Below are 22,217 nucleotides of genomic sequence, written 5' to 3' on the forward strand. Positions count from 1 at the left end.
TCACAATCACTATTTATAGGGAATAGTAATCATGACTGACGCCCATTCTATTGCACAATCCTCAGAACCAGAAGTCACCCCGGCAAATAACCGTCAATTAACTGTTGGCTACGCGAGTCGCTATCCGGATTACAGCAGAATGCCCGCCATCACCATGAAAGGGCAATGGCTGGAAGCAGCCGGTTTTGCTACGGGCACAGCAGTTGATGTAAAGGTAATGGAAGGCTGTATTTTGCTCACCGCCCGGCAGGAGAGCGAACTGATGCAGTCTCTGCGCCAGGTGTGCAAGCTGTCGGCGCGGAAACAAAAGCAGGTGCAGGAGTTTATTCAGGTTATATCCGGTAAACAGAAACTCGTCTGAATGAGAAGCCGCTCCCGACATCGTATCGGGAGCGGTTAACTATCAGGACCAGAACACTTCTACCAGCACATCCGTTGCCGGGCTTTCTTCATTGTTGGCCACGTTCACCGCATTGCAGCCTGACGCCTTAATGCCCGACTGCAAAGAAATACTATCTCCGACGTCAACGTTATATCGACTTCATACAAAGTGAATGTGCCAGCACACCAATCCTTGATAAAAGCGAATATTCAGCCTCTGCCGACATTTGCCATCCGCATAATTAACGGGAGGCTGAGGATACTTTTATGACTTCAGGCTTTAAACACCTGCGTCTGATGCCACTCAATAAATCGCTCAGCAGGCCACAGCATTTTATCTTTAGGCAGATGAAGCCTATGTCCTTCAAGCGCCCAGAAAAGCTGGTCCACAATGGGGCTACGATTGACCCCACCTGATATCTGAATCTTCAGGTCTTCATCAATGCCGATAGCGCCTTTGTCGAATGCAGAATGGTGTACGGAGCAGAGGGCCAGTCCGTTATTGACTTCACAAGGGCCACCATATTGCTTCCAGCGTATGTGCGCCGCCTCAAGTCCGACCAGCGCACCATCCAGTCGCAGGTCATATCCGCAAATGGCGCATTGCGAGTGATAAGCCCGTAAAATCATGTCGCGAAAGCGAGGGTCGCGAGTTCTCATCAGCGTGACTAAATCGAAGCCTAGCAGTTCGGCCAGTTTAATCTGGAGACTCTCGGGAAAACGCTCAGTCAGAATCTGCTGCGCCAGCTTGTCGATCAGGGCTGGATTTTTTTGCAGCGTTTGATAATTCTCTTCATCAAATCCGCCGCTAACCTGATTTTGAATCAGCTCGCGCTTAGTCGGCTGGATGTTGCCTTTACGAGGTCTGCAGTTCTCTGAGTTTTCGAGCGTCCAGAATCCATCTGTTCTCAACCGCCAGAAAGGCATATTGGGATAGTACTCACGCCTTTTCGGACCAAACTCAATCAGCAGCCTGGTTAACGGCTCGTCAATCTCATTTCCATAGTTAAATAGCCGCGAATGACCTTTCCTGTATTGGGATAATACATAGAGCAGCAATAGAGGTTTATGAGGGGCGCATTGATCGCCTTTGCGCCAGACCGCGACATCGGAAATTGCAGTCTGAAGTGATTGGGCTGGAGTCATAGTCAGGGCTAAGCAACGGATAATTATTGCGATCATGCTCTTAAAAGGTATGAGATTCAATGCATGCTAAGAAGAGCATTCAGAGAGTTGCATCTGTTCTACGACCTCACAGTCCTTGTTGCCTGAACCGCCCTGCAGACAATGTGGAGTATGAATCAATGGGAAGCAGGCTAATGAAATCCGCTTCTCGTCTGGACTGCCTGAAAAATCAGCTATACCATTCTCGGGCGAACTACATAAGGAGATGTAAGTATGAGCACCAGAAGAGAAATTAAGGATGGAGCATCATTTGACGTACTCGACAGAGGCATTGTCTATACCGAGGTGTTGGGCTGGATTGACATGGGCCATGCTCGTGGCAATGATGTTGCTGCCCTGTGGCGTCAATTCGTTGAGGGCGAGCGCAGCGGCAATCCATCTTATTCAGTCATGTATCGGCAGGATATGGGCGTTTTTAAGTTCAAATCGCGGTTTGGCGTCGGGAAATTTTCTCACTGGGAAATCAAGCGAGGCCGCAGCACCGATGAGATAAACAGAATCATGCTGGCGATGATGATGAACACCGCGTCCAGATTTGAAGGTCTGCAAAGTCTGCGTTCATTCTCATGGTATACAGACAGTGGCTTCAGTGGTGAGGATTTGGTGTCTGATCTGTTCGGGTTTTATCGGGCTATCATACCGGGTCGGTATGGCTATCGTCTCAAGCCAGTCAGCTATGATTCAGCTGTTCGGCGCTGGGACTACTACGGGGCTATCGGTTCCCATAAAAATCATGGATTCCGCCCGATTCTTTTTCCTGACCCGGATGACAAATGCGTCCGACATCAGCCATATAAGGTAAATCTTCCGCATTTTATGACCTGGCTCAGGCCATGGAACGATTTCACTTCTGGAATCGTTAAGGTCGTTACCAATGATGGGACAACACTCTCATTCATGGGGACGAAGCAATGAAAAACCTGTTTAAGTGGTTAGCACTTATAGCTGTCACCATACTTGTTTGCGGCGGCTTGTTTATCTGGTTTGTTGCATCAGGCTCTGATGGGGCAACTGTCTATAAAGAAAATGATTTCGTTAACTATCACATGCTGACAGATCCGGATATTGAAAATGCCCCGCGTATAACGGACAACTACTACTTTGAATCGCATCCTGGTGACGGTTATTCCCCTTCAAATAGCATCGTATTTAAAGAAGCTTCAGATACTGCATCGCTGCGCAATTATCTCGAAAGGCTGGGATACGAGAAGCAAAAGCGTAGTCTGGGTGAGAAGGAGATATGGGCAAAGCCTGATCAGCTGGATGGGGATCTGTTTTATCTGTACGTTAACCCTACTACCCGTGAGATTGAGCTGACTAAGGTTTTGCATAATTGAGTCACCTGAACGGGAAATTGTTATGGCGATGCCGATCTCTGCCGCTTGTCATCGCGCTGCTACTGGTGGGATGCGCCCGCTCTGACGCGCTGTGGACGGTCACGCATGACCTCTGCATGAATAACTATCACTACCGTCGCGATCCGGCACCTTGCCAGCAAGTCTATCTGCCGCAGGACAGCACACAGGGCTACAGCATTATCCAGAATCCTCGCCATAAGCTGCACTTTATCCTGGTGCCCACGATGGCGATGTCCGGTATTGAGAGCATTGCGCTGTCGCGCCCCGGACGTCCCGATTATTTCGGCTACGCCTGGTTAATGCGTTATCGTCTGATGGCGGCCTATGGTGCTGAAGTACCTGAGGATCGGCTCGGCATGGCGCTTAATTCCGCTTATGGCCGCAGCCAGAATCAACTACATATTCATCTGACCTGCCTGCGGGAGGATGTGTATCGCCAGCTTCAGGCCGAGCACCCCTTTATTCATAATGACTGGCGACCCTTGCCCGACCGTTTGCTGAATCACACCTACTATGCCCGTCGCGTTATGCAACCGACGGCAATGGGTATCTATCCTGTTTCCTCCGTGGCGCGCCATTTCCATCTGTCGCCGCCGCAGCTGGCGGAGTCTGGTGTGGCGCTTATCCCGGCGACGTTCTCAGGAGAAAAAGGGTTTATGCTGCTAACCACCCGGCGCGGCTGGGATAAGGGCAATCGGGCGTCCGTTGAGTCGCTACTGGATAAACGCTGCGCTATTCTTTCAGCGCCGCCAGCTGACGTTTCAGCCGCGGGTAATCAAACTTCATCACCCTGAATCATCCACCGACCCAACCGCTGTGCTGTAATTAAACCCTCTCATAGCACTAACCCGGCTGACGAGGACGATCGCCCGCGCATCGGGTCTGATCCCATTAAGCGCTGGTGACTGACTTACCAATACAGCGACGCTTTCCCACAGAATTAAACAGTGCCATTTTCGCCGCGACCAATTTTACCAAAAAGCATGTCCAGGCAGGTTCAGAAGCCCGGACATGCATTTTCACCGTTCCATCTTCAGCCCCTGCAGATTTTACCTCTCCCGCAGCGCTTCCTTCGCGCGGTTCAGCGGTTTCATCAGATACTCCATAATGGTTTTGCTGCCGGTGTGGATCTCACCCATCGCGATCATCCCCGGATAAACCGGAAACTTTTTGCCCTTTTTATTCACCAGATAATCCTTATCGGTGCGGATATAGACGCGATAATAGTACTGGTCGCGATGCACTTCATCCTGAATGGTGTCGGGTGAAATAGAAGCCACTTTGCCCTCCAGACCCCCATAGATGTTGTAGTCATACGCGGTCAGCTTTACCACCGCACGCTGGCCTGGCGTGATAAAGGCGACATCGCGCGGGGCGATCTGCGCCTCAATCATCAGTTGCTCATCCAGCGGCACAATTTCCATCAGATTGCCGCGCTGTGGGATAACGCCACCGACCGTGTTTACCTCGATATCTTTAACTATCCCTCTGACCGGCGTGACAACGACTGTGCGCTTCAGCGAGTCCGCCCGCCCGATGATAATCGATCGCTGAGATGCCGCTTCGGCGTTGGCTTTCGCCAGCTCTTCACGTGCCTGCACGATGTAGTTATTTTCCGCGTCGTTGAGCTTACTTTGCAGGTCGTTAGCCTGACGTTTCAGGCGCAGTACTTCCACGTTACTGGCCGCGCCTTTTGCCACCAGGGAAGAGGTCAGCTGCAGCTCGCGGTTAATCAGGCTCAGCGCTTCGGTCAGGCCGCTAATGGTTTTGCTGTAGTTCTCACGACGCGAGTGATAAAGCGCCGTCTCAGCGGCCACCAGGGACGGATCCGCTAATACTTCCGGCGGAAAGGTCAGCGGCGTGCCCGCCGTCTCAGCCTGCAAGCGAGCCGCCGTCGCGAGCGCCGCGCGTAAACGCGACGTGCTCTCCTGCACACCCGAGTCAATCTGGGTGGGATCCAGCAATGCTAGTACCTGACCTGCCTCAACCACATCCCCTTCGTGAACCTTCAGCTCTTTCAGGATCCCGCCCTCCAGTGACTGGATGATCTGCTCGTGTGAGCTGGGTACCACTTTGCCGACACCGACCGTGACTTCATCCAGTTCGAAGTTAGAAGCCCAGATGAAAAACAGCAGCAGCATGACCAGCACTGACATGATGATAAGGCCGCCGGAAGAGACGCGCTGACGGGAACGCTGATGCTTCTTTTTACGGAATAAGGAGAAAATCATGCCTGTGCTCCCTGCGGTTTAACATTGACTTTGCCCTGATGAGGTGCGGCGCTGGCTTCGGGTCGGGTGACCAGCATCTCTGCCTTTGAGCCATCCCGCGCAATCCTGCCCTTATCCATCAGCATGATGCGATCAACCAGCTGCAATACCGCCGGGCGGTGAGTAGCAATAATCAGCGTCCGGTTACCCATCCACGTCATCAGCCGTTCAATCAGATGTTTTTCAGCGGCATCATCCAGCCAGGCGGTCGGTTCATCCAGCAGCAGTACGCTGGGCTGGCGGAGCAGGGTGCGCGCCAGCAACAGCTGCTGGCGCTGTCCGCCAGACAAGCCTTTGCCACCCTCCTGTAACAGATAATCCATGCCTTCCGGCAGGCGCTGAATAAAGTCGAGTGCGCCGCTGATCTCCAGGGCCTGAAGCATCTCCTCTTCCGTCGCCAGCGGCATGCCCATGCGTAAGTTCTCGCGAATCGTGCCGTAAAACAGGGATGCGTTCTGGGTGAGCAGCCCGACGTCACGCCTTACATCCAGCGGGTCAATGGAGGAAAGCCGCACGCCATCCAGCAGCAGGGCACCTTCGCCCGGCTGCAACAGACCTGCCATCAGTTGCAACAGCGTTGATTTACCGGATCCGTTACGCCCCAACAGCACCACTTTCTCACCGGCTTTAATGGTCAGCTTTTTCACCGTCAGCACCGGATCAGGGGAGTTCGGGTCGTAGCGATAGATGACGTCAGAGAGCGCATATTCGCCGTTTATGCGCGGGCGATGAATGCGGATGCTGCGTTCTGGCTGATCGACCTCGCTGTTAAGCAGGTTCTCCAGTCCTTCGCGCGCCACTTTGGCCTGCTGCCAGCGGCCAAATATCATCGCCAGCTGGCCCAGCGGTGCCATCATGCGTGAGGCCAGCATCGAGCAGCCAATTAACACGCCGGTAGAGAGGTCACCGCTCATGGCAAAAAAGGCACCCACCAGCACCACGCTGACATAGGCAACGGTCTGGACTTCACTGGTCCAGCTCATCAGCAGGCCGCTGACAAAACGCTGCTTCTGTGAAGATTTACTGATCACCTCATTCAGGTGATTCCACTGGTTCTGAAAGTAGGGCTCTGCGCGCAGCAGCTTGATGTCATCCATGCCCTGTACGGTCTCAACCAGCATAGCGCTGCGCACTGCGGACTCGCGCATGGTCGCTTTGGAGAGCTTCGCCAGCGAACCCTGCGCCAGCAGGCCTGGAATAACAATCAGCGGAATCGCCGCCAGCGGAACCAGTACCAGCCATCCACCCAGTAACCAGAGGATAAACAGAAAGATGATTAAAAAAGGCAGATCGGCAATTGCTGAAATGGTGGTCGAGGTAATCAGCTCACGGATCTGTTCCAGCTCGCGGATCTGAGCAATAAACGATCCGGTCGATTTGGGACGCTGATCGTTACGGATCCGCAGCGCGTGACCAAAGACGCGATCGGAGATGCGCAGATCCGCGCTTTTACCGGCTGCATCAGAGATATGCGTGCGGATAATGCGCATTACAAACACGCAGGTCAGGGCAATCATGACGCCGCCAAACAGTACCCAGAGAGAGGGAACGGACTGGGAAGGGATCACCCGGTCATACACCTGCATGGTGAAGAGCATCGCTGAGAGGCCCAGCACGTTGGAGATCAGCGACGCAAACATCACGTTTACATAGGCTGGCCACTCACGAAGAATGGTCTGCCACAGCCAGTCAGCACGATGCGGCTTAATATAGTCATCCACCCGCGCATCCGGCACGGAAGACTCCGGCTTCGCCAGCAGTACGCGCTGTGCATGCTGCGACAGATCTTCAATACTCAGCGTGGTCTGCAGCTGTTTTTCACCGCTCAGCATCACGCTGACCTGGCCATCTTCGCCCACCGTGGTGATGACGCCGACGCCGCGGGGACCGAAATCGACGATCAACGGCATGCGCCATGGATCGAGCTGATCCGGGTCAAACGCGTCAAAAATCACCAGCAGGCCGAGCTGGCGCGCCATATTTTCAATCAAGGCATCCTGTGAAAGGTGCTGCATATGCCATTCCGCTTCGCCTTTGACACGTTCTGGTGAACCATCAAGGCGGTAATGTTTCGCCACCAGCAGTAGCGCGTCGAGCCAGGGGGTATAAGCTTTTTTAGCCTCAGGCTGTGCTGATGCATTTTCGCTGTCAGATATCGTGTTCATTATCATCTTCTCTTCATTGCTGACAGAATTACGGCGCAATGCGCAGTCCCTGAATGACCTTATTATTTAAATCAAACGCTTCGCGTGCCATACCGGTTACTACCAGATAATTAACGGAAGAGGCCCAGAGGTCGCAGCGGGCATTAATTAAATCCTGCTGAGCACGGCTTATTTCCTGTTCGGCGTTAAGTAAGTCGAGTACGTTTCGATTACCCAGCGATAAATATTGCTCACGATAAAGAGAGCGCGTCTCCATAATCGTTTTCATACGACGCGTCAGCAGGCTGATATTTTTTTGTAATCCCTTTACGCTCTGGAAATAATTGCGTTGCTGATCGCTGATCTCCAGTTTTTTACTGGCTATAGTGGTTCTGGCCGCTTCAAGTGCGCGGGCACTGGCACTTTCCTGCGCCACTAATGCGCCGCCCTGATAAAGCGTGCTGTTAACAGACAGATAAACGTTCTGGTACTGGCTATGGCGCTGATAATCCGCAATGTCGCCGATATATTTATTGGTGTTGGCTTCAAGCGATAAAGTGGGATAGCGCTGCGCTTTGTAATTACGTAACTCGGCCAGTGCCACGGCGGCATCGGCCTGGGCGACTAAAATGGTCGGGTTACGGTTTAAATCGATCCGGGCATTCTGACGCTCAATCAGCGGCAGCAGGGAGATCGGCGCGGATATTTTCTTTTCGGCAACCGGCTGTCCCAGCAATGATTGCAGATGGTATTTCTGCTGCTGGAGTTTGATTTCCAGATCCAGTTGCTCTGCCTGTGCGGCTTCAACGCGCGCCTGCGCCTGAACTGGATCCACCCGTGTGCTGGCTCCGGCATCGGCACGCATTTGCGTCAGCGCCAGGATATCCCGCAGGGCTTTCACCTCTTTCTTCGAGTTATCAAGTAGCTGCGTCGAGCGATAAACGTCATTCAGCGCCAGTGCGGTTTGTTCGATAATGGTGTCGATCTGCATCAGAACAGTGGCCTGCTGGCGCAGATATTTCGCGCTGGCCTGATCGACCGCGCTGCCGGTTTTACCAAAGTCGTAAAGCATCTGAGAGAGGCCGACGGTGGCGATATGGCCGCTGCCTTCATCCTGCTGTCGACCGGTTGTGATGCCCGCTTTTATAGAGGGCAGATAGCCCGCTTTTGCGGCATCAATGGTGAACCCTGAGGACTCCAGCGTCGCAATGCTGCTGCTGATGGAGGGATGATGATTCACCGCCAGCTGGATAGCCGCCTGCCAGTCAGCCGGAAAGCTTTCAGCTCCGTTCGACGCTGCAGGCTGCATTTCAATTTCTGCCGGATTAATTTGTAATTTATCTGCCAGCGCCGATCCGCCCGCAGGTAAGGTTCCGGGATCCGGCGTTTTAGAAAATACGCCCCAGAAACCTGCCGGAGCTTCATTAATGGCTGGCTCGCTGCCTGAGAAAATTTTTTGATCGGCAGCAAAAGAATATTGGGTAATAAGAATGCAGTGCAAAATGATAATAATTTTTTTCATGATGTTTAGATAATTAAATATATCTCCGTCATAAAAGGTGGATTAAAGCGCGGGGAAGTAGCAGGCTGGTATAAATAACCCAGCCTGCTTTTAATGCGGATATTAATTATCCGATGGTGATATCGTCTTCAATATATAACTGTACCACGGAGCCATCGGCTGCAGAACTGGTGTAATGGTTATAGTTAACCCCATTTGCCACTATTCCGTCTGCCTGCTCCCAGTTACCATTCAGCGTCACCGTGTCGCCATTTTCCCCTCTGACATATAACGTATTATCGTTATCAGTGACCTTCAGCAGACTTTCTGCGCTTACCACCAGATTGTCTTTTCCGGCATCCGTCATCAGGTCGATGGTTTCGATATTATTAACCCTGGCGGAGATATCACTGAGGTTCAGCGTTCCTGTGCCATGCCAAGCCAGCGTATCGTTACCATCGGCACCGTTGATAGAGATGAAATCGGTGTCATAGACTTCGAAAACATCTCCACCGCTGGTACCGGTGAAGGTAATTGCGCCGCCTTCGCTGCCATCAACATCAACGCCCAGGTTAAAGCTCAGAGAAGCATTGCTGCCGTCTGACAGGGCATAGGTGAAGGTGTCAGTGTTTCCGCTGTGCGCATACGCATCATCCACCACGTAGCTGTAGTGACCCGCTTCATCGATAACCAGCGTGCCGTAGGCACCTTTGACGCTCACCGCATCGTCAGTGATCGCGGTGGTTTCACCGTTCTGGCTCACCGATACCACGGTCAGATCGGCGGAGACATCCTCGATGGAACCGGCGAGATGCTCTGTCACCTCGTTGAACTGAAGACCCTGCTGAACATAGAGTTTGATTGCCGTGCCATCCAGCGCCGTGCTGGTGTAGAGGGTGTAGGTGATGTTATTCAGCGTTTCCACGCCGTTAACAGCCCACACGCCCTGCAGTGAAAGGGAGTCATTGCTGCCACCCCTGACATACAGCACATTGCTGGCATCCGTGATTTTCTCAATATCATCGGCACCAATCAGCAGCGCCGTTGCCTGGGCGTTATCCTGCAGATCGATGATTTCGATATTGTTCACTTTGTCCGCAATCTCACTGACATTCAGCTCGCCTGTGCCATTCCAGACCAGCGTATCCTGACCGGACTTTCCGTCCACCGAGGTGAACTGGGTGTCGTGAACGGTGAAGCTGTCATCGCCAACGGTACCGGCAAAGATCAGCGCGCCACCTTCAGAGCCATCCACGGAGACACCCAGCGTGATCACCAGATTTTTGGTGCTTCCATCCGCCAGAACATAGGTGAATGAATCTTCACTGCCGGTCAGTTTGATCACCGAGTCGCTATTCAGTGTGTAGCTGTAGCTGCCATCATTCTTAATCGTCAGCGTGCCGTAAGTCCCTGCGATAGTGGTTCCCGCAGCGGCAACCAACGTATAGCTTGCGGCACCGGTCACAATACCCGCCGTTATCGACGTCACTACCAGCGAACTGTCACTGGTGCTGTCGCTGGTAAAGACCGAACCATTGACGCTGGAACTGGTGCTGACTTTATAGTCGGTGGTGCTGACGATGTTCACTGCCACTTTCACGGTGAGCGCGTCATAGCTGGTAGACCACAGGAAGCCAGGATGTCCGGACTGCGTGCTGTCGACCACGATGCGGTAAGTTCCCGCATTCTGACCCGCCAGCGAAACATTCAGCGGACTACCGCTGGTGATCGCCTGTGTGCCGGTGGTCACGTTGTCCCAGCGCAGCGTCTGCTCGTTGTAAACCTGCAACGACCAGTTCACCGAAACAGTATTGCTGGCATTGATCGACGCCCCGGTCACGCTGACGTTAATCTCCTGCAGATCGCTGATGCTGTTAACCGTGAAGCTCTCACTGGTAAAGCTGCTGGTTGCGGTGTTCATCGTGGTGCTCTGTGCCACGCTGTCGCTGAGCAGGGCAACGTCGCCGGTCACGTCGGCCGCATTGTTTTCAGAGGCGGTTTCGGTGCTGCTCAGTTTCATGTCGCGATCAACGTAGAGATTTACTGTCTGACCATCAGCGGTGGTACCCACGTAATGAACGTAATCCACATTGTTGACCACTTCACTGCCTGACAGCGTCCAGCTACCAGAGAGTGTCAGTGTGTCGGTGATAGCACCCTTAACAAACAACGTGTTATCAGCATCGGTGATATCCGCCACGTTTTGCGCGGTGACCACCAGATTATTCACTGCGCTGTCATTAACCAGCTCGATCTCTTCGATGTTGCTGATTTTCGACTGCAGATCGCTGAGCGTCAGGGTGCCGGTACCGCTCCACACCAGCGTATCCAGACCTTCACCCCCGTCAATGTGGGTAAAGCTGGTGTCGCTCACGTTGAAGATATCGTCGCTCGCCGTACCTGTGACATCCTGCGCAGCGGTAACGGTATATTCCGTCCCATTCTGGCTATCCGTATAGGTGACCGAGGAAAGATTAATCCCCTGCTGCACGTAAATATCGACCAGAGTACCGGCAGCGGTGGTGCTGGTATAGTGCGTGTAAGTGATGCTGTCGACAATCACCGTGCCACTGTTGATCCAGGTGCCTTCCAGCGTCACGCTGTCGCCAGCGATGCCCTTAACATAGAGCGCATTACTTTCGCTGGTCACATCTTCTACGCTCTGCGCATCCAGTACCAGGTTGTCACTGCTGGTGGTTGAGGTCAGCATGATCGATTCGATATTACTGACTTTCGCCGCGACGTCGCTCAAGACCAGCTTGCCATTGCCGTGCCATGCCAGCGTGTCATCGCCAGCCGCGCCATCTACCGAGGCGAAGCTGGTGTCATACACATCAAACACATCGTTAACTTCGGTGCCGTGGAACACCAGCGCACCGCCGTTGCTGCCGTCAACCTCAACGCCCAGATGGATCGTGACGGTGGCATTAACCACTTCACCATTAGCCCCTTTCAGCGCATAGGTGAAGACGTCTTCAGAGCCTGCTGGCAATGTGGTGGTGGCAGGCGTGTAGGTATAAGCACCGTTGTTATAGATCACCAGGGTGCCATACTGACCCGCAATGGAGACGCCACTTTCGGTGACCCAGGTATAGCTGTCATCGACCGTTACATCGCTGGTGCTGTCACCGGCTTTGGCATACATCCGTGTATAGATAGAGCTGAGTTTATCAACTGCACCGTCTGTGCCTTCGTCGGTCAGAACGTTGCCGGTTGCGACCTCATTCGCGGTGATAACGTACTCGGTGGGGCTGACTGTCTGAACTGACATATTCAGTTTCACCTCGTTTGTTGCACCCGTGGTTGAAATCGCCACGCGATAGGTTCCTTCACCCAGGCCGTCCAGCAGCGACGCCATCTCCAGGTTCTGGATAACTTCTTCATTGTGCTGTCCGGCTGCCACGACGGCAGTCTGCGTTTTCACCGTGGTCCATGTGCCATCACTGTTCTGCATTTGCACGGCATAGGTGATGTTCAATGGTGAGTCAAAGTTGTTGCCAAATAATCCCCATGCGGTGGTTAGCGTCAGCGAACCGGTAACCAGGTCGTCATTCCCTGCCAGGGTAAAGGTCGAACTGTAGTTCTCGGTCCCGCCTGCGACCAGCTTAACGTCGGTATTCGTCGCGCTGGATGACTCGTAAGTCACCGTAACGCTGGCATTCGCCTCGTTGCTGGAAGCGATATCCGTCACGGCTGTTGCAGAAGGATCGGTAGCATCCCAGCTCAGATCCAGCGCTTCGTTTGTTGTACCAATCTGTACGTGAATCTGAGCTGATGAGCTCAGTCCCGTCGCAGAGTCAGTAATGGTATAGGTAAACGAATCCACCTTACCGATGCTGTCCATGGATGAGATCGGGGTATAGACATAGCTGCCATCAGCGTTGATGACCAGCGTGCCATACTGACCGACCAGCGTGGCGGTTTTGGTGGTAGCATCCAGCGTGACAGATGTCACGGTGCCATCACTGTTGGTCACGCTCGCCGCGCTCACAGAGGTGTAGGCACTGTGCGGAATACCATCTGCACCATAAACGCTGTCGACGTCTGTTATCACATTGCCGGTTGCGGTGGTGTAGTCGGTCGGTGTGCCCTGTTCCGCCAGCGTATAGACGGTTTTAGAGGCTTCCAGATTAAAGCTTACGCCGACGTTAATACCGCTGGTGGTGTAAACCAGCTGATACTGGCCGGCAGTCAGCCCGGTTAGCGTGATGGTGGAAGTCGATGCGCCCAGTCCAAACATGCCAAACAGGTTTCCGCTGTTCTCTTCAGACACGGTGACCCAGGTGCTGGTTGACGAGTCATACTTCTGCAACACCAGTGTCGAGTTACTGGCGACGTTAACGAAGGCAGAAGAAGTCGCGGTTACATCAAGATCGATAATGGTGCCGTCTGCGACCACAATCGGATCACTGACGATCTTATTGTTGAATGCGATTAACCCGCCGTCCTGCAGGATGGTTCCCAGATCCTCACTGACATCAACCGGATAGGTAAAGCCTACCGCGGCACCTGAGCTGACATTGTCGGAGGCCGTCAGCGTGATGGCCTGCACATTCAGATCCAGCGTGCCAGATGGCGTGCTGCTGTTGCCTGCCGCGTCTGTGACAGTAAAGGTCACTTCATGGCTGCCATCATACAATCCGTCAGTGGCGGTGAAAGTCCAGCTGCCATCTTCGGCGACGGTGGTTTCACCGACAACCTGGCCTTTGTCGTACATCGTGACAGTGGTACCAGGCTCAAGATCGCTGCCGCTGAAGGTGAGTTTGCTGTCGCTCTGGATTTCTGCTGTATCGATAGCCGCACCCACTTCATCCGTGATGACCACGGTAGTAATGTCCACGCCTTCAGGTGCAACAGAGTCCACGACATAGCTGACAGCCTCAGATTCACCGCTGCTGTTACCTGCAGCGTCGACTGCCTCAAACGTAAAGCTGTGATCACCATCAGTCAGCGCTTCAGACGGCGTGAATGACCAGCTGCCGTCATCTGCAACCTGCGCTTCACCCAATACCGTATCGTTATCGCGAACGATAACGGTGGTGCCTGCTTCCAGTCCTGAGGCACTGAAGGTCGGCGTGGTGTCACTGATCGCGCTGCCAGCAGCTAACGCATTACCAGCATCATCAGAGACGACCACTGCGGCCAGATCAATGATCTCTGGCGCAACGGTGTCGACCACGACGTTAACGGTGTCGGTGCGGGTGTTTCCTTCCGCATCCGTTACGGTCACGATTAATGCATGGTCACCGTCAGCCAGCGCGGTATCAGGCGTAAAGCTCCAGCTTCCATCCTCAGCAACCACGACACTGCCCAGCACAGTTTCACCATCGGCGATGGTGACTGTTACGCCTGGCGTCTGATCCTGGCCGCTAAAGGTCGGTGTGCTGTCGTTAATGGCTTCCCCATTCACAATCACATTGCCGGCATCATCGGTAACCACAACACCCGTGTTGATACCTTTAGTTGCGGAGATTGACAGGTCCAGCGCTTCAGATACGCCACTGCTGTTACCGACTGCATCGGTGACTTCGAATGTGAACTGATGTTCACCATCGTCAAGCGAGGTTGAAGGCGTAAAGGACCAGCTGCCATCTTCGCTGACCGTGGTTTCACCCAATACGGTTTCACCATCGCGAATAATCACGGTTGCGCCCGGCTCCAGCGCTGTACCACTGAAGGTTGGCGTATTATCTGCTGTGATACCGGCTGCGGTGATGGTGGTACCGTCGTTATCGACCATCGTCACAGTAGAGATATCAACCCCTTCAGGCGGTGTGGTATCGACAGTGACGTTGACGACTCCGCTGGCACTGACGCCCTGTGGATCCGTCACCGTAACGTTGATGGCATGAGCGCCGTCTGTCAAAGCCGTGGCCGGTGTGAAGGTCCAGCTGCCATCTGCGCCTACAGTCACAGTAGTCAGCGTGGTATCGCCGTCTGCGATGACAATCGTGGCTCCAGGCTCGAAGTTTTTACCGTTGAACGTTGGCGTACTGTCACTGATGGTGTCGCCATCCAGAATAGCGGTACCGTTATCATCAACGATCTCCATCGACGGCGCGGTTTGCACCACGACATTAATGGTGTCATTGACATGGTTACCGCTGGCGTCTGTACCGTCGACAACCAGGGCGTGCTCGCCGTCGGCCAGCGCGCTATCCGGTGTAAATACCCAGTTGCCTTCGGCGTCGACGGTGGCGGTGCCGAGTTCGGTGTCGCCATCCGACACAGTTACGGTGGAACCGGGCTTCATACCACCGCCGTTAAGGGTCGGTGTGCTGTCACTGGTGGTCGCACCGTCGGCGATCGGGTTGCCGGCGTCGTCGGTCAGGCCCGGTACGGTGGCGCTGGTGTCGATGGTCACGTTCACGGTGTCGTTCACCGCGTTGCCGTTCGCGTCGGTGCCGTCAACGACCAGCGCGTGATCGCCGTCGGCGAGTGCTGCATCCGGCGTGAAGGTCCAGTTGCCATCGGCGTCGACGGTGGCGGTGCCCAGGTCGGCGTCGCCGTCAGAGACGGTTACGGTGGAACCCGGCTGCATGCCGCCGCCGCTGAGGGTCGGGGTGCTGTCGCTGGTGGTCGCGCCGCCGGCGACCGGGTTACCGGCGTCGTCGGTCAGGCCCGGCACGGTGGCACTGGTGTCGATGGTCACGTTCACGGTGTCGCTGACCGCGTTACCGTTCGCGTCGGTGCCGTCGATCACAAGGGCGTGTTCGCCGTCGGCCAGCGGGGCGTCAGGCGTGAAGGTCCAGTTGCCGTCGGCATCCACGGTGGCGGTGCCGAGGTCGGTGTCGCCGTCAGAGACGGTCACGGTGGATCCCGGCTGCATGCCGCCGCCGCTGAGGGTCGGGGTACTGTCGCTGGTGCTTGCGCCGTCGGCAACGGCGTTACCGGCGTCGTCGGTCAGGCCCGGCGCGGTGGCGCTGGTGTCGACAGTAACGTTCACGGTGTCGCTGACCGCGTTACCGCTGGCATTGGTACCGTCAATGACCAGAGCATGCTCGCCGTCGGCCAGCGGTGCATCCGGCGTAAAGGTCCAGTTGCCGTCCGCGTCCACGGTGGCGGTGCCGATTTCAGCATCGCCGTCGGAGACGGTTACGGTAGAACCCGGTTCCATGCCGCCGCCGCTGAGGGTCGGGGTGCTGTCGCTGGTGCTTGCGCCTTCGGCGACGGGGTTACCGGCGTCGTCGGTCAGGCCCGGCACGGTGGCGCTGGTATCGATGATGACATCTACAGAATTGCTGACGTTGTTGCCGCTGGCATCAATACCACCAGTGATAATCGTATGTGCGCCATCGTCCAGCGCAGTATCTGGCGTAAACGTCCAGTTGCCGTCGGCGTCCACGGTAGCTTCGCCGATTGGCGTGCTGCCGTCGGTGATGACCACGGTGGAGCCAGGCTGCATGCCGCCGCCGCTGAGGGTCGGGGTGCTGTCGCTGGTGGTCGCACCGTCGGCGACCGGGTTACCGGCGTCGTCGGTCAGGCCCGGCACGGTGGCGCTGGTGTCAACGGTCACGTTTACGGTGTCGTTCACCGCGTTACCGTTCGCATCGGTGCCGTCGATCACGAGCGCGTGCCCGCCGTCGGCCAGTGCGCTATCCGGTGTGAAGGTCCAGTTGCCGTCCGCGTCCACGGTGGCGGTGCCGATTTCAGCATCGCCGTCAGAGACGGTCACGGTGGAGCCGGGCTGCATGCCGCCGCCGCCAATGGTCGGCGTGCTGTCGCTGGTGCTGCTGCCGTCGGCCACCGGGTTACCGGCGTCGTCGGTCAGGCCCGGCACGGTGGCGCTGGTGTCGATATTGACGTTTACGGTGTCGTTCACCGCATTGCCGTTTGCGTCGGTGCCGTCGATCACGAGCGCGTGCCCGCCGTCGTCCAGCGGGGCGTCAGGCGTGAAGGTCCAGTTGCCGTCGGCATCCACGGTGGCGGTGCCGAGGTCGGTCTCGCCGTCAGAGACGGTTACGCTGGAGCCAGGCTGCATGCCGCCGCCGCTGAGGGTCGGGGTGCTGTCGCTGGTGGTCGCACCGTCGGCGACCGGGTTACCGGCGTCGTCGGTCAGGCCCGGCACGGTGGCGCTGGTGTCAACGGTGATGTTTACGGTGTCGTTCACCGCGTTACCGTTCGCATCGGTGCCGTCGATCACAAGCGCGTGCCCGCCGTCGGCCAGTGCGCTATCCGGTGTGAAGGTCCAGTTGCCGTCCGCGTCCACGGTGGCGGTGCCGATTTCAGCATCGCCGTCAGAGACGGTCACGGTAGAGCCGGGCTGCATGCCGCCGCCGCCAATCGTCGGCGTGCTGTCGCTGGTGGTCGCACCGTCGGCGACCGGATTACCGGCGTCGTCGGTCAGGCCGGGCGCGGTGGCGCTGGTGTCAACGGTGACGTTTACGGTGTCGTTCACCGCATTACCGTTCGCGTCGGTGCCGTCGATCACGAGCGCGTGCCCGCCGTCGTCCAGCGGGGCGTCAGGCGTGAAGGTCCAGCTGCCGTCCGCGTCCACGGTGGCGGTGCCGAGGTCGGTCTCGCCGTCAGAGACGGTTACGGTGGAGCCGGGCTGCATGCCGCCGCCGCCGATAGTCGGGGTACTGTCGCTGGTGCTGCTGCCGTCGGCGACCGGGTTACCGGCGTCGTCGGTCAGGCCCGGCACGGTGGCGCTGGTGTCGATATTGACGTTTACGGTGTCGTTCACCGCGTTGCCGTTCGCGTCGGTGCCGTCGATCACGAGCGCGTGCCCGCCGTCGGCCAGCGGAGAGTCAGGCGTGAAGGTCCAGCTGCCGTCCGCGTCCACGGTGGCGGTGCCGATTTCAGCATCGCCGTCAGAGACGGTCACGGTGGAGCCAGGCTGCATGCCGCCGCCGCCAATCGTTGGCGTGCTGTCGCTGGTGGTCGCACCGTCGGCGACCGGATTACCGGCGTCGTCGGTCAGGCCGGGCGCGGTGGCGCTGGTGTCAACGGTGACGTTTACGGTGTCGTTCACCGCATTACCGTTCGCGTCGGTGCCGTCGATCACGAGCGCGTGCCCGCCGTCGTCCAGCGGGGCGTCAGGCGTGAAGGTCCAGTTGCCGTCGGCGTCGACGGTGGCGGTGCCGATTTCGGTCTCGCCGTCAGAGACGGTTACGGTGGAGCCGGGCTGCATGCCGCCGCCGCCGATAGTCGGCGTGCTGTCGCTGGTGCTTGCGCCGTCAGCGACCGGGTTACCGGCGTCGTCGGTCAGGCCCGGCACGGTGGCGCTGGTGTCAACGGTCACGTTCACGGTGTCGCTGACCGCGTTGCCGTTTGCGTCGGTGCCGTCGATCACGAGCGCGTGCCCGCCGTCGTCCAGCGGGGTGTCAGGCGTAAAGGTCCAGTTGCCGTCGGCGTCGACGGTGGCGGTGCCAAGTTCGGTGTCACCGTCGGAGACGGTCACGGTGGAGCCGGGCTCCATGCCGCCGCCGCCGATCGTCGGGGTGCTGTCGCTGGTGGTTGCGCCGTCAGCGACCGGGTTACCGGCGTCGTCGGTCAGGCCCGGCACGGTGGCGCTGGTGTCGATATTGACGTTTACGGTGTCGTTCACCGCATTACCGTTCGCGTCGGTGCCGTCGATCACGAGCGCGTGCCCGCCGTCGGCCAGCGGGGCGTCAGGCGTGAAGGTCCAGTTGCCGTCCGCGTCCACGGTGGCGGTGCCGAGGTCGGTCTCGCCGTCAGAGACGGTCACGGTGGAGCCGGGCTGCATGCCGCCGCCGCCGATAGTCGGGGTACTGTCACTGGTGCTGCTGCCGTCGGCGACCGGGTTACCGGCGTCGTCGGTCAGGCCGGGTACGGTTTCGCTGGTATCAACGGTCACGTTCACGGTGTCGTTCACCGCGTTGCCGTTTGCGTCGGTGCCGTCGATCACGAGCGCGTGCCCGCCGTCGTCCAGCGGGGCGTCCGGCGTAAAGGTCCAGCTGCCGTCCGCGTCCACGGTGGCGGTGCCGAGGTCGGTCTCGCCGTCAGAGACGGTTACGGTGGAGCCGGGCTGCATGCCGCCGCCGCCGATAGTCGGGGTGCTGTCGCTGGTGCTTGCGCCGTCAGCGACCGGGTTACCGGCGTCGTCGGTCAGGCCCGGCACGGTGGCGCTGGTGTCAACGGTGACGTTTACGGTGTCGTTCACCGCATTACCGTTCGCGTCGGTGCCGTCGATCACAAGCGCGTGCTCGCCGTCGTCCAGCGGGGTGTCAGGCGTAAAGGTCCAGCTGCCGTCTGCGTCAACGGTGGCGGTGCCGATTTCAGCATCGCCGTCAGAGACGGTTACGCTGGAGCCGGGCTGCATGCCGCCGCCGCCGATGGTCGGCGTGCTGTCGCTGGTAGCCGATCCGTCCGCCACCGGGTTACCGGCGTCGTCGGTCAGACCGGGTACGGTTCCGCTGGTGTCGATGATGACGTCGACGGTGCTGCTGCTGGCGTTGCCGTTCGCGTCGGTACCGTCAACGACCAGCGCGTGCTCGCCGTCGGCCAGCGGAGAGTCAGGCGTGAAGGTCCAGTTGCCGTCTGCGTCCACGGTGGCGGTGCCGAGGTCGGTCTCGCCGTCAGAGACGGTTACGGTGGAGCCGGGCTGCATGCCGCCGCCGCCGATAGTCGGGGTACTGTCGCTGGTGCTGCTGCCGTCAGCGACCGGGTTACCGGCGTCGTCGGTCAGGCCGGGTACGGTTTCGCTGGTATCAACGGTCACGTTCACTGTGTCGCTGACCGCGTTGCCGTTTGCGTCGGTGCCGTCAACGACCAGTGCGTGTTCGCCGTCGGCCAGCGGAGTATCAGGCGTAAATGTCCAGTTACCGTCGGCGTCTACTGTTGCTTCGCCGATTACGTTCTCACCGTCTTTAATTACTACTGTTGAACCGGGCTGCATGCCGCTGCCGCCGATAGTCGGGGTGCTGTCGCTGGTGCTGCTGCCGTCGGCGACCGGGTTACCGGCGTCGTCGGCGAGAGATGGCGTTGTGGCAGGAATAACACTGGTAGCACTATTGTCTTCACTGGTTGCTGCGGAGTTGTCTTCATTCGCGGCTACAGAGTTGTTATTTCTTGAACCCCCACTGCCACCAGAGTTTGATGCTGCAGCCACACCAATCAATGCAGCGAGACCACCTAAAACACCTCCCGCTACATAGACATTGTCCGCGATAAGGGGATCCGTCGAGGTCGAAACAAGTTCATATACGCTATTAGCCGCATCATAGTCATAAGCGTAGATTGCACCGTCCGAACCAGAGGCTGTCATGACCGGCATTTCTTCTGCACTGACGTTTTGCAGGACGATGTCATACTGTTCACCCGTGACATCATCCACCAGCTTGAATTTCATCTGGCCATTCGCTTTTGACGCAATGATCTTCTGGGGAGGCTGCCCATCAACACTGTGAACTTCATAGGACGCAGTCTGTGGCATAGACTCCAATGCCAGCGACTTTCCAGGTTGTAAAGCATGTTGAGCAATAACATTGCCCTGCGTGTCTTTAATAATTAATTGTATTTTCATTTTTCACCAATAGAGTTGAAATGAACCTGGCGATTAAAATGTAGCCAGATGCTGTTTTGTTATGTTGATAAAAAAATTTAAAAATAGTGAATTAACCTCCGGATGGCAGTGAGTTATGGCCCGATAACGCGGTGTGATAAAAATGGGTAAAATATATTTTTATCTTAACGCTTAATAATCAGTGTGATTTGACACTCTATTTAATAATGCTGACCGGTTTTTTCTGAGCTCTGCTATAGGGTTGGTTATCTATTTCCATGGCAAGGTTTTATCCTGTTCATGGCTAAACACTTGTCCGGGTGGATAGATAAGTGTTTATCACTTTCATCACTTCTATCTTATAGAGAGAGGGATGATTTAGTGAGTTGGTTAACTTTAATCTGCATTCTTACAAATAAAATCCTGAAAGGGAATTTACACACTCTTGTCCACACGCTGTAGAGAAGAAGTCTAAAATTAGCCTATCAGACAGAATAAAATTATTTTTTATGGACTTTTTGCGATTTTAAACTCTGGAAAAACAACTGATCAGACATTACATGCAGGAATTTTTTGTCAATCTTGTGTAAATATATTTAATAAGCTGCTATCAACACAGAAATGATTTTCGTTTGTTTGCGTTTTCATTTATTACCAATGCTATCAGTAGGTTATATGTTTTTTTTGCGGTCTGATTGATTATTTTTTTATAAATTTAAGCGTAGAAAATACGATTGGAATCAATGTTATTTTAACAAAAAATAATCGTGCGTTATCACATGGCAATAAATAACATTGTTTCATATTTAGCATTAAGTGCACTTTTCAAAATCAGCTAATTGATAATGGCGTTAGATTGCAAATTTATAACTATTGTTAAAATAAAGATGTATATCTATCAAGATTTATAGGGAGTGTTAAACCCGGGCAGGCTATATCTGATGTGAACTTAATGGTGAATTTTTAAACATAATTTTTTCCAACTACGTAGAGTGAAAAAATATTAAGTTTTATTCCTAATCGGGAAGGATGCTTATCACAGGAGGGTAAAATCGTGCTTACCTTAGCGATAAGCATATTATTGTTCAGGGAATGCACTGCCTGATCGTAGAAGGTAACGGATAGATAATCTGGCGAGACCTGCCGGGCGGTAGTAACACCCGGCAGGTGATGGGGCTAATCAGTCAATCAATGCAGACAGCACTGCTTATACTTTTTGCCGCTGCCACACGGGCAGGGATCGTTACGACCAGGCAGTTTCTCAGCTGAGACAGGTTTCTGTGGCACGGGGATCGCTTCCGGCTGGGAGATCCAGTGATCGTGCAGCGCCAGTGCAGCAGGGCGAATCGCCTCAATGCTGGCTTCCATCTCGTCCGGCGTCATGGCGTCGATCTTTTCGAGGTTCTCTTCCACACCGTGCAGGGCGATAGCGTCCAGCGCAGGCTGCAGATCCGCAGGCAGGGCAGACCAGTCGGTCAGCGCGACACCGCGCATGTAACCGAAGCACCACTCTTCCACCACGGTAAATTCCAGACCTTCCATCTCGCGGATGCCAAACAGCGGTTCGAACTGCTCCGGGAATTCAGATAAGCGATCAGCCACATCATTCATATGCTGGAAGCAGAGCGACATAAAGCGCGTCATTTCACGCTCGTTGCTCCATTTTGGAATCTGCTTTTCGCCACCCCATAGAGCTACCAGCCACTGGCTGGGTTCGACAGTGACAGGGCCGGAGAGGACAGCAGTCAGCAGGCCATCCAGCTCAGAAACATCAATAATCGACGCTTCGCTGCCATATTTTTCCAGCATATCTTCCAGCCATTGCAGCTCTTTTTCGGACAGTGGGCCTTCTTTCATGCGGTTGCCTCCCGGGCATTTCAAAATTTCAGCGCGGCGTTAAGCCTTAAAACC

The 22,217-nt window shown here is 55.6% G+C and carries 10 protein-coding genes; 4 read left to right on the plus strand and 6 right to left on the minus strand.

Annotated features, from left to right (window positions below):
- Positions 1–31 precede the first annotated feature (31 nt).
- Positions 32–361 carry an endoribonuclease SymE gene (symE, locus tag AC6I8C_RS02535; protein WP_497821520.1) on the plus strand — a complete coding sequence of 110 codons (330 nt, stop codon included), beginning with the start codon at positions 32–34 and terminating at the stop codon, positions 359–361.
- Positions 362–654: 293 nt separating this feature from the next.
- On the opposite strand, the gene AC6I8C_RS02540 is transcribed toward symE, so the two are convergent.
- Positions 655–1,527 (minus strand): phosphorothioated DNA-binding restriction endonuclease, encoded by an 873-nt coding sequence (locus AC6I8C_RS02540; RefSeq protein WP_497821521.1) that lies wholly within the window; start codon positions 1,525–1,527, stop codon positions 655–657.
- Positions 1,528–1,779: 252 nt separating this feature from the next.
- Between AC6I8C_RS02540 and AC6I8C_RS02545 the strand changes: the two genes are divergently transcribed.
- From AC6I8C_RS02545 to AC6I8C_RS02555, 3 genes are read left to right on the plus strand one after another with little or no spacing between them, the layout of a single operon-like run.
- The gene (locus AC6I8C_RS02545) at positions 1,780–2,481 is read left to right on the plus strand and encodes a hypothetical protein (protein ID WP_497821522.1); all 702 of its coding nucleotides are present in this window, start codon (positions 1,780–1,782) and stop codon (positions 2,479–2,481) included.
- Positions 2,478–2,903, plus strand: coding sequence for a hypothetical protein (locus AC6I8C_RS02550; RefSeq protein WP_497821523.1), 426 nt, complete (start codon positions 2,478–2,480; stop codon positions 2,901–2,903). Before AC6I8C_RS02545 ends, AC6I8C_RS02550 begins: the two co-directional genes overlap by 4 nt.
- The gene (locus AC6I8C_RS02555; protein WP_497821524.1) at positions 2,900–3,718 is read left to right on the plus strand and encodes a CDP-diacylglycerol diphosphatase; all 819 of its coding nucleotides are present in this window, start codon (positions 2,900–2,902) and stop codon (positions 3,716–3,718) included. Before AC6I8C_RS02550 ends, AC6I8C_RS02555 begins: the two co-directional genes overlap by 4 nt.
- A gap of 255 nt (positions 3,719–3,973) precedes the next feature.
- Here the strand turns inward: AC6I8C_RS02555 and AC6I8C_RS02560 are convergent, their stop codons facing one another.
- The 5 genes from AC6I8C_RS02560 to AC6I8C_RS02580 all read right to left on the minus strand — a co-directional run bounded on the left by AC6I8C_RS02560 (position 3,974) and on the right by AC6I8C_RS02580 (position 22,163).
- Positions 3,974–5,155, minus strand: coding sequence for a beta-barrel domain-containing protein (locus AC6I8C_RS02560; protein ID WP_497821525.1), 1,182 nt, complete (start codon positions 5,153–5,155; stop codon positions 3,974–3,976).
- Complete coding sequence (locus AC6I8C_RS02565) at positions 5,152–7,359, minus strand: type I secretion system permease/ATPase (protein WP_497821526.1); 2,208 nt, start codon at positions 7,357–7,359, stop codon at positions 5,152–5,154. The genes AC6I8C_RS02560 and AC6I8C_RS02565 overlap by 4 nt, the downstream gene beginning before the upstream one ends.
- A gap of 28 nt (positions 7,360–7,387) precedes the next feature.
- Positions 7,388–8,647 (minus strand): TolC family outer membrane protein, encoded by a 1,260-nt coding sequence (locus AC6I8C_RS02570; protein WP_497821527.1) that lies wholly within the window; start codon positions 8,645–8,647, stop codon positions 7,388–7,390.
- A gap of 319 nt (positions 8,648–8,966) precedes the next feature.
- Entirely contained in the window at positions 8,967–20,237 is an 11,271-nt protein-coding gene (locus AC6I8C_RS02575) for a beta strand repeat-containing protein (protein WP_497821528.1), read from the minus strand.
- 1,257 nt (positions 20,238–21,494) lie between these two features.
- Positions 21,495–22,163: a YecA/YgfB family protein gene (locus AC6I8C_RS02580; protein ID WP_033781757.1), complete on the minus strand. Its 669-nt coding sequence runs from the start codon at positions 22,161–22,163 to the stop codon at positions 21,495–21,497.
- Between the last annotated feature and the right edge of the window lie 54 nt (positions 22,164–22,217).

Source organism: Pantoea sp. X-Soil-YNGN-844 (assembly GCF_059730595.1).